We start from the raw sequence: 13,796 nt of genomic DNA on the forward strand, positions 1-13,796 counted from the left end.
GGTCTGTCGTCTGTGCGTGCGCGGTCACGGGTTCCTCGGCTTCCGGGTGCGGGAGGTCTGCAACTGTTCGAGCCGGGGTGCCTCGCCGTCCCGGACCCGTTGCCAGGCCCGCCGGTAGATCTCCGGCGCGGGAGCGAACGGCACGGCCAGCCTGAGCGGGATGTCGGACTGACCCGGCACCGCGAACAGCGGGATCTTCCACTGCTCGATCGGCAGCCGTGGGCTTCGCTGCTCCAGCCAGACGCCGGGAAGGAACAGGGTGCGTCCCGCCCGGGCCCGGCTGGCCTGGACCACCAGGTCGGTGCCGGCCAGCTCGTCGCGGCCGGCCCGGAGCCGGGCGGGCTTCCAACCGGTCCACCGGGCCACGTTGCGGTCGGTCGGATCGGGCATGGCCAGCAGCATCAGGTACAGCGCGGCGGCGTCGGGGCTCAGCCCGTACCCGGAGACCACCTCGGCGACGAGTTCGGGCACCGAACGGCTCGGATCCTGCGGCCACCAAGTTCCGTCCGGGTCCCGGGTTCCGGCGGCGGGGTCGCCCGGGTCGGCCAGCAGGGCGGCGAACCACGGGTTCCGGGCGACCCGCAGGGCCACCTCCGTGTCCCACATCTGCTGCGCGTCGCCCCGCAGCACCGGCAGGTACGGGTCGTTCCCGTCGTCGTCGAGCAGAGCCACCCGGATGGCCGGCCGGGGATGGTTGACGGAGGTGGCCAGGACGACGGCGCCGTACCGCTCCCAACCGTCGCCCGTCTCCGACGGTGCCCCGGCGACCTTGCGGAAGGCGTCGAGATAGACCCACGACTCCAAGCTGAGCATCAGCTCGGGGTTGGCCAGCCGTTCCCGTACCGCGACGAGCGCGGCCGGCAGCGCGGCCCGGACGGGATGGCCCGCCGGGACCCGGTGGGCGGCCCAGGCGGCGGCCCCGACGGCGCCGACCAGCGTCGCGGCGGTGAATCCGACCGCCGAGTGGTCCCGCTGCACGAACTGGTCCTGTGCCAGCACCCAGGTCAGGTCGTTACCAAGTTCGGGGCAGGCGGCCGGCTCCAGCAGTCCGGCCAGCGCCCAGTCCACGCTCCAGGGCAGATTGACCGACCGGAGTGCGTCGGCGAGGAGTTCCTCGGGGATCCGGGGCCGCCGCCCGACGGCGTCGTTCCAGACCTGTGCGGCGGCGACGACGTCCGGGCCGTCCGTCCAGAGCCGGGTCAGGTCGTCGGGGACCAGCGCCGCGACGGCGGCCCGCCGGACGTCCCCGTTGATCCGGGTGAGCTGTGACCGGGCGAGCGTGACCTCGCTGGGCTTGAGCCCCAGCGTCTCCCGGGCCTCGGCCGGCATCGGGTCGACGCTGTTGGCCTGGAAGAGTCCGGCCAGCACCAGCCGGGCCACCGCGCTGCTCACCCCGGTCAGTTCGGCGAACTCGTCGGCGGCGGCGGGCTGCCACGGCAGCGGGCCGCGCCGGGCCCACTCGGCCAGGAACTCGGCCAGCCAACCCGCCGGACGCGCGTCGCCGACCGGCGTCGACGTGAGCACGGTGTACCGGGCCGGCACGGCGAACTCCCCGGACGGATCGTGGTACAACCCACCGAGTTCGGTACCGGTGAACGACGCGCTCTGGTCCAGTACCGCGATGAACCGGCCACCGGCCAGCAGAAACAGCGAACGCTGCTGGTGCAGCCGCCAGCCGCCGTGGGACTGCAGGGTGAGGTCGGGATAGATGAGGCGGATGTGTCGCCACCGGGCCGCCTCGGTGGCGGTGGCCAGGCCGAGTCCGTCCAGTTCGGTCAGCAGGGCTCGGAGCGTCTCCCGGTCCTGCACCGGAGTCGTCGCGGCCACCGCCCGGTACGCGATTCCCGTACACCAGCCCAGCAGGCCCGGCAGGTCCGCCATGGAGTGTGGCAGCTCCGAGCCTTCGGTGTGCAGCCGGACGCCGGGGTCGGTTTCGGGCCGGTCCACGGCCCTGCGCATCGCCCTCAACTGCCGGAAGGCGCAGTCGAGATTCTCCTGCGACGTCCAGTAGTACCGCTCGGCGAGGCCGTCCAGGGCGGTACGGAGTGCGGCGTCGCTGGGACCCGGCGGATCCTCCTCGATCGCGCCCTCGGTCAGTGCCGCCGCGAGCCGGTCCGCCAGCCCGCGAAGGGTGCTCTGGCTGGTCGCGGCGAACCGCAGCACCTCGGCCACCCCGGTCACCAGCACGTCGTCGGTGAGCTGCGGTAGTGCCGAGCGGATCAGCGCGGGAAGCTCCTTCGGTTTGTCGGCGCCCTTGAGCAGGGTCGCGACGGTGTCCCGGTCGATCCGGCGCAGCGCGGCAGAACCCTCCGGGTCGCGCGGCCGGAGCTGGTGCCGGTACCGGTGCGGCGGCAGGGGAACGCCCGCCCGGGTGACCTGGGTCGATGACCGGCCGGTCGTCAGTCTGGTGACCACGATCCCGTCCGGGTCGGCCAGCCGCGAGTCCGCCAGCAGGATCCGCAGCCGGTCGTCTCCGGGTAGCCGGAGCGCCCCAGCCGGAACGCCCCGGCTCGTGGTGACCGTGCGACCAGTGAGATCCTGGCCCCGGAACGACCCGTCCGGCAGGCGTACCACGCGCCAGCCGAGCAGCCCGTCCACCGGTACGCCGAGCGGGGTCACCCGGTCCGAGGGGGTCGGCCGCAGCCAGCTCTGCCCCTCGTCGAGGGTGCTGCCGGCCGGGGCGGTACGCAGTGCGTCGGCCAGTTGGCCGGGTACGCCCTGCCGGCCGTACTTCCCGGTGACCGGGTCGTACTCGTGCCACTGCGGGGTCTCGCCCTGCCGGGCCGACCGGCGTACCCAGTACGACGTACCGTCGCCGATCAGGTCCTGCTCCTCCGGGACCTCGCTGTCGCCGACGTGCAGCACGCCGGCGCCGGTGGTCCGTCCGCCGCCGGGCAGCGGCAGGCTGGTGAGGTCCTGGCGGAACTGGTACCGGCTCGGGCTGCCGACCATCTGTCGCACCTGCTCCGGCTCGGAGTGCCAGTACCCCATCAGGCCGCCGTAGCGCTGGTTGGACTCCCAGAGCACCAGTAGTTCGCCGTCGACGTAGTGGAAGCCCGGCTCCCCCCAGCGGTCGCCCTGCGGAATCCGCAGGTCGTGGGTGAGTACCGTGCCGTCGGCGTCGATCACGCGGACCCGATCCGGGCCGGCCACGATCAGGTACGGCCAGGCGTCCGCGAAGACGAGCCCCCGGTCGACCTTCGAGTCGACCACGTCGGCGATCGCCTCGTCCCAGGCGGGCCAGCCCAGTTCCTCCAGCAGCCCGCCGCGCAGGCTCCGGACCACCTCGTCGGTGAGATCGGTGCGGGCCGCCGTGGCAACCTCGTCCGGCGCCAGCACCAGTACCTCGGTGGGCAGCGAGGCGAGCAGGGTGCCCGCCGTGGCGAGCGACGGCAGTCCCCGGACGCCGAGCGCGGCGGCCCGGTCCCGGACCCACTCCACCAGCACCGGCCGACCGCCCGGTGAGTCGGCCAGCCGGCGCATCACCCGGTGGCCGCCCTCGCCGTCGCACCGGTCGAGCGCCCCGTGCAGGGCCTTCCGGAACCGGGCGTCGCCGGCCAGAGCCAGCAGGTCCCGCTGTCCCACTCCGACGGCCCACGCCGAGATGTGCACCACGGCACTGGGGACGGTCACCGGCAGGTCGAGCGAGAGCATCAGGTCGGTCAGGTCGATGTCGGCCTTCGCGTCGATCGTCGCACCGTCCTCGGCGGCGAGTTCGGTGCGCAGCCTCTCGGCCATCCGCTCGATCAGCCCGTAAAGTGCCGGGGATCGGCCCGGGTAGCGGTGCTTGTTGTGGTGCCGCACCTTGAGGAACCGCCGGAGCCAGCCCGCCGAACCGTCGGCCGGCCGTTCCGCCGCCGGCAGCCGGACGTCGACGAGCCCGTCGGTCGCGCCGGTCGCGGTGAGCAGCTCCAGCCAGGCGGGCAGCGCGTCGCCGTCCGGGTCGTTCGGCGGCATCAGGTTGAGCAGGGCACCGCGTACGCTCCGGTCCACTTTGGCCAGCGAGACCAGGGCCGGCAGGTACGCCTGCCACCAGCCGATCGAGGCCTGCGCCGTCGCCGGCAGGTCGAGCATCTCGACCAGGTACGTCCGTTCGAGTGCCTGCCCCGCGCCGACGTCTCCGTCGGCAGGTCCACGCTTGCCCTCGGGTGCACGGCCGCCGGTGCCGCCTGCGGGGGCGACCTTGTCCGCCGCGCGGACCAGTCGACGCAGCGCGTTGGCGCTCTGCACCGACGGGACGAGCCCGGCCGCAGTGGTCCGTACGCAGAGCTGGCTGAACCGTCGCAGTGCCTCGTCGGCCGGCAGTCGGCCGGCCAGTTCCTTGGCGTACCCGGCGAGCGCGGTGCCCGGAAGTGCCCCCGCCAGCGCGAATTCCAGGTACACCGAGTCGATCCGGTCCGCCTCGGTGGTCAGCCCGTGCTCCGCCTCGGCCTTGCGGGCCCGGCCGAACATCTGTCCCGCGTACCCCTTCTCCTCCAGGCCGAGGAACACCCGTCCGGCCTGCTCGTAGAAGGTGGGGAGGAAGTGTGGCACCGAGCTGGCCAACCGCCGGGCGACGGCGTGGTACTCGTCGACCGCGGCCTTCGGCTTGGACCGTGCCTGCCGGACGATCCGCGTCAGCTCGGGCACGATCGCCAGCGCGTGGTGGCCGTCGTCGGGGTGCCGCACCAGGACCCACTCCGGGAAGCCCAGCGACTGGCGTTGACCGAGCCCGACCAGGACCGGTTCGGCGGCTCGTTCGAGGCCGAGGAAGGCCGCGGCGGCGTCCTCCCCGTCGCCCAACTCGGCCGGGACCAGTCGGACCACCGGCTGGTCGTCCAGGACCGGATGCCGGTAGGTCCGGGCGGTCAGCGGTACGGCGTGTTCACCGGCTCCGGCGGTCTCCGGTGGCAGCACCGCGCCGGCCGACAGCAGGTCCTCGATCTCGGACGTCATGGCGGTCACGCACCCTTCCCCGTGCCGACCGGCTGGCCACCGGAGAGGCTCGCGGCCATCCGGATCCCCTCCGACCAGGCGACCGGCCCGACGTCCGCCAGACGCATCGGCCGGCTGCCGCGAAGCCGCCAGGACAGGTCACCCATGGTCAATTGGTTCTCCCAGTACTCTCCGTTGATCCATACCGATGCCTCGACGATCCGGCCGGCCTCGTGGATCCGGCAGCTCACGGCGGCGTTGGACGCCTGGTATCCCAGGGTGCTGGCGCGGGCGGTCACGGCGGACCGGGAGGTGAGCCGGGCCTGCCGGAAGTCCGGGACCCAGGTCGCCGACCCGTCCAGGTCGGCGGGCTTCGTCCAGGTGGCCCGGTGCAGTTGCTCGACCCGTTGGGTCACCCCCAGCTCGGCCGCGAACTCCCGCAGCTCCACCAGATCGGGCAGGAGTACGGGATGCGGCAGGGTCACCGTCCGCGGCGACAGCCGCAGCGTCTCCCCGTCGAGGTCGACCACCCGCAGCTCGCCCTGGTCGGTGACGTCCCGCAGCAGGCCCAACTGTTCGGGATCGTCGCCCACGACGACGAGGTCGCGCAGGACGCCCTGCCAGGCGGGATCGGGCCACACCCGGGCGAGCAGCCCGGTCGGGACCGGAAGGGCGGAGACCATCCAGGCGTCGACCCGGGCGAGGCAGTCGGCGCGGTGCCGGTCGAGCCACTCGGCGAGCTGACGCAGCCGATCCACCTCGGGATGGTCCCGCAGCGCCTTTGGCAACGTCTTCAACGGACGGCCGGTCCCTCGACGGGCGGCTGATCTGGCGACCACCTTGCCGTCCGTCAGGGAAATCTCGTAGGAGTCACCCGCCGACAACCAACCCACTGATCCACCCTTCGCGATGCGTGATGTGTCCGCCTCCGGCCGGGATCCGGCCGCCGGTGCCGAGTAGCACGTGGAACGCTAGTGCCCGGTACCGACAAGAAATCTCCTCGACCCGGAGCCGTCGACTGTGGATGGTACGAGCCCGCCGGCCGGACCGCCGCCCACCCGGACGCCCGCCCGGGAACACCGCCGCCCACCCGGACGCCCGCCCGGGAACACCGCCGCGCGGACGTGCCGGTCCCGGCCCGGTGGGTGCTGCGGTCACCGGTCGGGGGACGCGACGGTCATCGGTCGGCGGGTGCGGCGGTGACCGAGGTGGGTGCGGGGGTGGTCGGTGCGGCGATCTTCCGCCGGCGGTGGCGCAGTTCGGCGGCGAGGAAGGCCAACCCGATCAGCGCGCCGATCGTGCCGGTCGCGGCGAAGCCCCAGGCCGGTGCGGAGGCGTCGATCACCGCGCCGGCCAGCGGCGCACCGAGGGCCAGGCCGACCGTGATCGCGGAATTCTGCAGACCCATCGCCTCACCCCGGACGCTGGCCGGAACGAGCTGACTCACGGCGTTCGCGGTGGACGCCAGGGCCGGCGCACAGAGCATCCCGGCCGGCAGCAGCGCCAGGCCCAGCGACCACCACTGCGTACCGCCGAAGCCGACCGGAATCGTGCAGAGTCCGAGCATCGTGACGATGAGCAGCGGGGAGACCGATCGCGACACCATGCCGTACACGAAGGCGCCGACCAGGGAGAAGGCGGCCCACACCGCCAGCACCAGGCCGGTCCACTCGACCTGTTCGGCGGCCCGGAGCACGGCCACCACGGCGACGTCGGTGCCGCCGAGCACGAGCGTGGTGGCGGCACTGATGGCCAGTAGCCCGAGCATCCGCGGCGTGAGCCATTCCCGCCGGGACACCGGCCGGGCCGCGTCCAGCGGTTCGTGGTCGGCCCGGGTCGGCGGGTTGAGCCAGAACAATGCCAGGCCGGCGAGGACGACGCCGCCGCTGACCACGAGCAGCGTCGCCTTCGGCGACACGCTGGTGGCCAGCAGCACCGCGAGGATGGGCCCGACCATGAACGACAGTTCCACGGCCATCGAGTCCAGCGCGTACGCCGGGCGCCGCTTCTCCGCCGGCACGAGCGCGGCGACCGACTGCCGGGCCACGCCGAACACGGGCAGACAGAGCAGCCCGCCCAGCAGCGCCCCGCCGAGCAGCACCGGGTACGGCATGAGCGGTGCGGTGAGCCAGAAGGCGGCCTCGGCGACCGTGGTCAGGGCGAGCACGGGTCGCAGGCCACGGCGGTCCACCAGCCGGCCCAGCAGTGGTGCGCCGACGGCGACACCGATCGTCATCGCCGCACCGGCCAGTCCGGCGGCGGCGTACCCGTGCTCCAGTTCCAGCACGACGTACATCGTCAACGCGATGACCGTCATCGTCTTCGGGACGCGGGCCAGCAGGGTGACCAGCATCAGGGACCGTACGCCGGGCAGCGCGAGGGCTTCCCGGTAAGGGGTGAGATTCATCAGGGGTGCGTACCTCCCCGGCTATCCTGCCTGGTCGGTACCGCCTGCCTGCCAGCGAACAAGTCCGGCGGGGTCACTTAGCAGCGGCGCGCCGTGCAGGGTCACCCCGGCCTCGCGCAGTACGGTCAGCGCCGCCCCGGTGGTCTGGCCGTTGACCCCGGCGGTCAGGTCGAGCAGCACGCTGGTGGCGAAACCCTCCCGGGCGGCGTCGGCGGCGGTGGCCCGTACGCAGTGGTCGGTGGCGATGCCGACCACCTCGACGGTCTCCACCGAGTGCCGGCGCAACCAGTCGGCCAGCCCTTCGCCATCCTCGGCGGCCCCCTCGAACCCGGAGTACGCCGCCGCCCACTCGCCCTTGTGGAACACCGCCTCGATCCGGTCGAGGGACAGGTCGGGATGGAACTGCGCGCCGTCGGTGCCGACGACGCAGTGCCGGGGCCAGGAGTCGACGAAGTCCGGTGGGTCGCCGAAGTGGGCGCCGGGGTCGACGTGGTGGTCCTTGGTCGCCACCACGTGGTCCCAGCGGTCCGGTTCGGCGGCGAGCAGTCGGGAGATCCCGGCGGCCACCGCCGCGCCCCCGGTGACGGCGAGCGACCCGCCCTCGCAGAAGTCGTTCTGTACGTCGACGATTATCAGTGCTCGGCTCATCTGTCGCGGCTCTCCTAACCTGTTAAGAAGGGGCCCTTTCTATGCAGAAAGCGCTATGCGGGGGCCCTTCCTTACACCCCTACGACGGTTACCGGGACGGTGGGATCGCCCGCCGAGAGCTTGAGGCCCTCCCAGGGGATCGAGATCAGGCACTGTCGTAGGTGTTCGCGGGACTCGGTGAGGGTGGGGAGGGCGACCGGCTCGCCGGCCCTGACGTACGGCCGCTGGAGCGGGCGGTCGCCGGGGCGGGGATCCGGTACGCCCTGGGAGACGATGATCTCCTCGGTGGCGGTGCCGCTCGGTTTGTGGCGGCGGACGGCTGTCTTGCGCCCGCCCACGGTCGCCTTGCGTTCGGAGCGTTTGACCACCGACCGGCCGTCCACCTCGACGAGCTTGTAGACGAGTCCGGCGGTCGGGGCGCCGGAACCGGTCACCACGGCGGTACCGGCGCCGTACATGTCGACCGGCTCGGCGGCGAGCGCCGCGATGGCGTACTCGTCGAGGTCCCCGGAGACGATGATCTTCGTCTCGGTGGCACCCAGCGAGTCGAGCAGCTCCCGCGAGTGCTGGGCCAGCACCGCCAGGTCGCCGGAGTCGATCCGGACCGCCCGCAGTTCCGGACCGGCGACCGCGATCGCGTTGCGGATGCCCTGGGCGATGTCGTAGGTGTCGACCAGCAACGTGGTGCTGCGGCCCTGCGCGGCGACCTGGCTGGCGAACGCGGTCGGCTCGTCGTCGTGCAGCAGCGTGAAGGCGTGCGCGGCGGTACCGGCGGTGGGTATCCCGTAGCGCTGCCCGGCGGCCAGGTTGGAGGTGAAGCCGAACCCGGCGAGGTAGGAGGCTCGGGCCGCGGCGACCGCCGCCTCCTCCTGCGCCCGGCGGGCACCCATCTCGATCAGGGTACGGCCGCGCGCGGCGGTCACCATCCGGGCCGCCGCCGCCGCGATCGCCGAGTCGTGGTTGAGCACGGAGAGCGTCAGGGTCTCCAGCAGGACGCACTCGGCGAAGGTGCCGGAGACGGTCAGGATCGGCGAGCCCGGGAAGTACAGCTCACCCTCGGCGTAACCGTCGATGTCGCCGCTGAACCGGTACGTCGACAGCCAGCTCGCGGTCGGCTCGTCGACCACCCCGCTGTCCCGGAGGAAGGCCACCTCGGCCTCGTTGAACCGGAAGTCCTGGAGCAGTTCGACGAGGCGGGTCGTGCCGGCGACCACCCCGTACCGCCGGCCGGCCGGTAGACGGCGGGTGAAGACCTCGAAGACGCAGGCCCGGTCGGCGGTGCCGTCCCGCAGGGCGGCGCTGATCATCGTCAGCTCGTAGTGGTCGGTCAGGAGCGCGGGGCGCGAACTGTGCACCAGCTCAGCCTAGGCGGCCGGATCCGCCCGCTGTCGCCGGTCACCGATCGGCGTCGCCCTCCTGCTCCGGTATCGACCGCAGCGCGGGCCACAACTCGCCGCGACCGGCCACCCCGAGCTTGTTGTAGACCCGCTGGAGGTGGTTCTCCACGGTACGGGTGGAGATGTAGAGCTGCTCGGCGATGTTGCGGCTGGCCAGACCCCGGGCGGCCAGCCGGGCGATCTGCCGTTCCCGTTCGGTCAACGCCGGTTGGCGGGTCGAGAGCGCGGGAGTACGCAGCACGTCGCAGCGGCGGAGCAGTCCGGCGAGCCGGAGATTCGCCTCGTGTGACCGGGTCGATCGGGCCGCCCGAAGTCGGGCCACCGCCCGGCTGGTCGCCTCGGCGGCGAAGACGTTGAGATCGAGTTCGCTGAACGCGTCCGCGACGGCGAGCAGCTGGTCGCCGGAGTGGCCGTACTCGGCGCGGGCGTGCCGGGCCATCAGCGCCGGCAGCGGGCCGTCGACGGTCTCGCTCAGCTCGGTGAGCCGCTGGGCCACGGACTGCCGGCGCCCGGTGACGGTCGGCTCGCCGATCTCGATGTCGGCGCGACCGAGCCGGACGAGGTCGTGCAGGGCCAGCACCTCGTGGCCGGCGAAGCCGTCGGACTGGAGACGACCGACGAGTCCACGGAGCCCGGCGACGGCCCCCGGAAGGTCACCGGTGGCGGCGAGCACGGTGGCGCGGGCCTGTTCGAGCCAGGGATACAGCACGGCCATTACGGTGGTGTGCGACCGGTCGGACTCCAGCATCGCCTCGACGGCGGAGTCCACGTCACCGCGCATCGCCGCGGCCTGGGCCCGTTCCGCGTGGGCCAGGCCGGCGAAGACCGGACTGGTGGCGAGCACCGCACAGGCGCCGAGACTGGTCCGGAGCGCCTCACCGCTCTGGCCGCGCAGCCGGGCCGCCTGGGCGCGCAGGATGGAGAGGTATCCCGACCCGAGCCGGAAGTCGCCCGCGTCGGCCAGGTCGGCGAACTCGGCCGCGACGATGGCGTCGATCCCGGCCAGGTCACCGGCCAGGGCCAGCCCGGTGCCACGAGCCAGCTCCAACGCGAGTTGCAGGTACGGCATCTCGGCCTGCCACTGGGCGGCCTCGGCCGCGACACCCTCCACTGCCCGGGCACTGAGCACCAGCTCACCCCGGGCCGCCTGGAGATGGGCGATGGTGCACCGGGCCAGACCGCGCGCGGCGACCGTGGCGGCCGGCCGGTCCAGGACGGATCGGCTCAGCCGCAGCGCCTCGTCGCATTCGAGCCGGTGCAACCGCATGATCGCCTCGAAGGCGACCACCCGGGCCCGGTCGGCCGGATCGGTCAACCGCTCGGCGTCGGCGGCGATCTCGGCCACCGTGGACTCCCGGTTGAGCCCCCAGTAGGAGACCATGCCGCGTACGGTCAGCCAACGGCTGCGCCGCTCGTCCGAGGTGATCTGGTCGGCCACCGAGTCCAGTACGCTGATCGCCTCCTCGGCCCGGTCGCCGAACATCAGGATGGTGGCCAGCAGCTCGGCGGCCTGGTACCCGCCACCGGCGTCCAGCGCGGCCCGGGCCAGCCGGGCGGCGAGCGGTACGTCGAACTGGCTGAACGCCTGGCCGCCCGCGTTCAACAGCAGGGCCGGGTCCGGTTCGGTGCCGGAGTCGAGCCGCCACACCGCCACCCGTAGCAGGTCGTCGCGGCGCCGGGTGCCGGCCCGCTCCACCAGGTCGGCGAGCCGGGCGTTGAGCCGACGGGCGCGGGTCACCGGGCAGCGTCGCCGGACGACCTCGCCGTAGAGCGGATGCGCGAGTCGGACGTCCGAGCGGCGGTCGTGGGTGACGACCCGGATCAGGCCCCGTTCCTCGGCCAGCTCCACATCGGAGTCGTCGGTCGCCCGGCTCAGCAGGGCCAGGCCGATCGGCTCGCCCATCGCCACCAGCTCGACCACCGCGCGGACGCCCTGCTCGAGCTGGCCGATCCGGGCGTCGATCAGGTCGTCCAGGCTGGGCGGCAGTTGGGTCCGGCCGGTCCACCGCCACACGCCGTACGTCCGGTTCAGCTCCTCGCTGGCGTGCGCGGCGATGACCAGTTCCCGGAGCATCAGCGCGTTGCCGGCGGACAACCGGTGCAGCCGGTCCGCCGAGGGTGCGTCGACCGGGTCGCCGAGCATCGCGGCGAGCAGGTCGGTGGTCTCGGCCGGGCCGAGCGGGGCCAGCTCGGCGTGGTCCACGAGGTCGTCCGTCCACAGCGCGCGGATCGGCAGCGGCACGGGCTCGCCGCTGCGCAGCGTACCCAGCACGGTCGCGTTGTCGGAGCGGGCGATCAGGTAGACCAGCGCGGCCGAGGACGGGTCGAGCAGGTGGGCGTCGTCGATGCCGATCACGATCCGTCGGCCGGCCGCCTGCTGGTGCAGTGCGTCGACGGCCCAACGCATGATCCCGGCGGGGGAGAGCCCGGGCGGCTGGTCGGCCGGCAGCACCTGGGCGAGCCCGCCGAACGGGATGCCGGCGCTGGCGATGTTGGCCGAAGCGGACCAGACCGCGCAGCCGAGTTCCGGCAGGTCCTCCAGGCACTGCCAGAGCAGCCGGCTCTTGCCGACCCCGGCCGTGCCACTGAAGAAGAGTCCACGGGTGTCCGGGCTGGTGGCGGCACTCACCAACCGGCTGAGTTCATCCGTCCGGCCAACGAAGCTCCACCGCCCCATCGGGGCAGCATATAGACCGCATGCCTTCAGCGCGCGCCCGGTGACTGAGTGAATTTGAGTAGTCCGCCAAGCATCCATGAGTATCGTTGGTGCTCGTTGCGTATGGGCATCGACACGTAGCGTTCCGGCATTCGGGTGATTCGCCCCGGCCGTACTGGTCGGAGCCGTGTTGGTCGCCTGGGAGGTGGAGACCCTGAAGAAGTCCCGGTCGCTCCCCGCCGTCGCGGCACCGGGATCGCCTGGTGCGCCACCCTCCCGACGGGTGATCGTCCGGGAGCAGGCGCTGGTCGAGTTCCCGCCGCACGAGCCGCTCGCCGTGATCACCGTCGGGCCGTCGGCTGGCGACCGTCGGGCCGTACTCGCGGGGTTGCTCGCAGCGGCGGCGCCGCCGCTGCGGGCGCCCGCCGGCAGCTTCATGGTGATCGACTACGCGCAGACCGTCACCGGCGCCGCCTATGTGCCCGGCCTCCGGGCCGCCCGGGAGTACCGGACCGATCCGATCGGCGCCGGGCCGGCCCTGGGTCGCCCACCCCGCCGGGTCGAACTGACCGTGCCGGACCCGCTCCTGCGGCACTTCACCCTGGTCGACGCGCCGGACACCCGGACCCTGGGCGTGGCCGGCATCCGGGTGGTCCGCGACGCCGTCCGGCGGGGCGGCGCGCTGCTCTTCGTGCTTCCCGCCGACGAGCCGGTCACGGACACCGAGTTGGACCTGCTCACCGAGGTCGCCGGTGGGGCCGCGGTCTTCATGGTCGGCACGCCCGGCACGGACGGCACCTGGTTGCCGGCCGAGCCCGGGACGCGCCGGGCCACCCTGGTCGCCGCGGTGCCGGCGCTCGCCGCAGTGCCGTGGATCGACCTCGACCCGGCCGCCGCCGACACCGCCTACCTGCGGCGGGCCCTGGTGGACTGGGCCAGTTCCGAGGGACTGCGCCGGTCGAGCCTGCGCCCACCGATCGTGCCCGGCGCCACCCGTACCGTCCGGGTCGCTCCACAGGCGGGGACCTCCGACTGGGCGGACCGGTTGGACCGGCAGGTCCGCACCTGCGCCCACCGGCTCCGCCGGGAGATCGCGCTGGAGATGGCCAACGTCCACCTGCGGGGCGTCCAGGAGATCGTCTCCGGGTCCGGCGCCGCCGGGCTGCCCCGCTTCCTCGACCGGGAGGTCGAGGCGTTGTCGCTGGAGGTGGTGGCCGCCTGCGACGCGGGCGTGGACCGCATCCTCGGCGAGACCATCACCCTGGTCTTCGGGGGGGTGCCGGACGAGGGCCTACGGCTTCGGGTGGCGGCCGCGGTCGGCTGGGGTCTCGCCGACAATCCCGTCGCCCAGGACCTCGACCGGGTGCTGCTGCTCCGGGAGAGCGGTGCCGTCGAGCCGGTACCCGGACTCGGCGCGGTGGCCGGGCTCGCGGCCTATCCCGGTGGCACCGGCGGAGCCATCCTGCCGCCACTCGGGGTCGGCCTCTCCGGGGGCTGCTACCAGTACTGGCGCAACCCCGCCCGGTCGGATCCGATCAGGGCCCGGTCGTGGCTGCGGCGGGCCCTGTGCGAGATCGAGCTGGAGCTGTCCCGCGAGGTGTCCCGACGGTTCGAGGTGATCGGCGGTTCGCTGACCGGCGTGCTGGCGGAGGCGGTCCGACATGGCCGCCTGCTCGCCTGACCAGCGCCGGGCCGGGCCGGCCAGCAGGGCTTTCGCCCACCTGGCGGTCCGGTTCGCGGGTCGTCGGCGTTCCGGTTCTTCGGTTCGCCGCCG

The 13,796-nt window shown here is 73.2% G+C and carries 7 protein-coding genes; 1 reads left to right on the plus strand and 6 read right to left on the minus strand.

All coding sequences use genetic code 11. The annotated features are described in order from the left end of the window. Window positions 1-24: 24 nt before the first annotated feature. The 6 genes from H4W31_RS15355 to H4W31_RS15380 all read right to left on the minus strand — a co-directional run bounded on the left by H4W31_RS15355 (window position 25) and on the right by H4W31_RS15380 (window position 12,043). On the minus strand, window positions 25-4,944 hold the full coding sequence (locus tag H4W31_RS15355; protein WP_225945541.1) for a hypothetical protein: 4,920 nt from the start codon (window positions 4,942-4,944) through the stop codon (window positions 25-27). After that, window positions 4,941-5,711, minus strand: a complete 771-nt coding sequence (locus H4W31_RS15360) for a DUF4132 domain-containing protein (RefSeq protein WP_264084070.1) — start codon at window positions 5,709-5,711, stop codon at window positions 4,941-4,943. The genes H4W31_RS15355 and H4W31_RS15360 overlap by 4 nt, the downstream gene beginning before the upstream one ends. 380 nt (window positions 5,712-6,091) lie before the next feature. Beyond that, the gene (locus H4W31_RS15365; RefSeq protein WP_192767279.1) at window positions 6,092-7,321 is read right to left on the minus strand and encodes an MFS transporter; all 1,230 of its coding nucleotides are present in this window, start codon (window positions 7,319-7,321) and stop codon (window positions 6,092-6,094) included. A 21-nt stretch (window positions 7,322-7,342) separates the two neighbouring features. Continuing rightward, window positions 7,343-7,969 (minus strand): isochorismatase family protein, encoded by a 627-nt coding sequence (locus H4W31_RS15370; protein WP_192767280.1) that lies wholly within the window; start codon window positions 7,967-7,969, stop codon window positions 7,343-7,345. A 71-nt stretch (window positions 7,970-8,040) separates the two neighbouring features. Beyond that, entirely contained in the window at window positions 8,041-9,324 is a 1,284-nt protein-coding gene (locus H4W31_RS15375; protein WP_192767281.1) for a nicotinate phosphoribosyltransferase, read from the minus strand. A gap of 40 nt (window positions 9,325-9,364) precedes the next feature. Further along, a complete protein-coding gene (locus tag H4W31_RS15380) occupies window positions 9,365-12,043 on the minus strand; it encodes a LuxR C-terminal-related transcriptional regulator (RefSeq protein ID WP_192767282.1) in 2,679 nt (892 codons plus the stop codon). A gap of 166 nt (window positions 12,044-12,209) precedes the next feature. On the opposite strand from H4W31_RS15380, the gene H4W31_RS15385 reads away from it, so the two are divergent. Continuing rightward, entirely contained in the window at window positions 12,210-13,703 is a 1,494-nt protein-coding gene (locus tag H4W31_RS15385; protein ID WP_192767283.1) for a hypothetical protein, read from the plus strand. Window positions 13,704-13,796 lie beyond the last annotated feature (93 nt).

Source organism: Plantactinospora soyae (genome assembly GCF_014874095.1).
Lineage (GTDB): Bacteria > Actinomycetota > Actinomycetes > Mycobacteriales > Micromonosporaceae > Plantactinospora > Plantactinospora soyae.

Coding starts and splice junctions, on each gene's coding strand:
- H4W31_RS15380 (WP_192767282.1), bottom strand. CDS start 12,043: ATGGGGCGGTGGAGCTTCGTTGGCCGGACGGATGAACTCAGCCGGTTG.
- H4W31_RS15365 (WP_192767279.1), bottom strand. CDS start 7,321: ATGAATCTCACCCCTTACCGGGAAGCCCTCGCGCTGCCCGGCGTACGG.
- H4W31_RS15370 (WP_192767280.1), bottom strand. CDS start 7,969: ATGAGCCGAGCACTGATAATCGTCGACGTACAGAACGACTTCTGCGAG.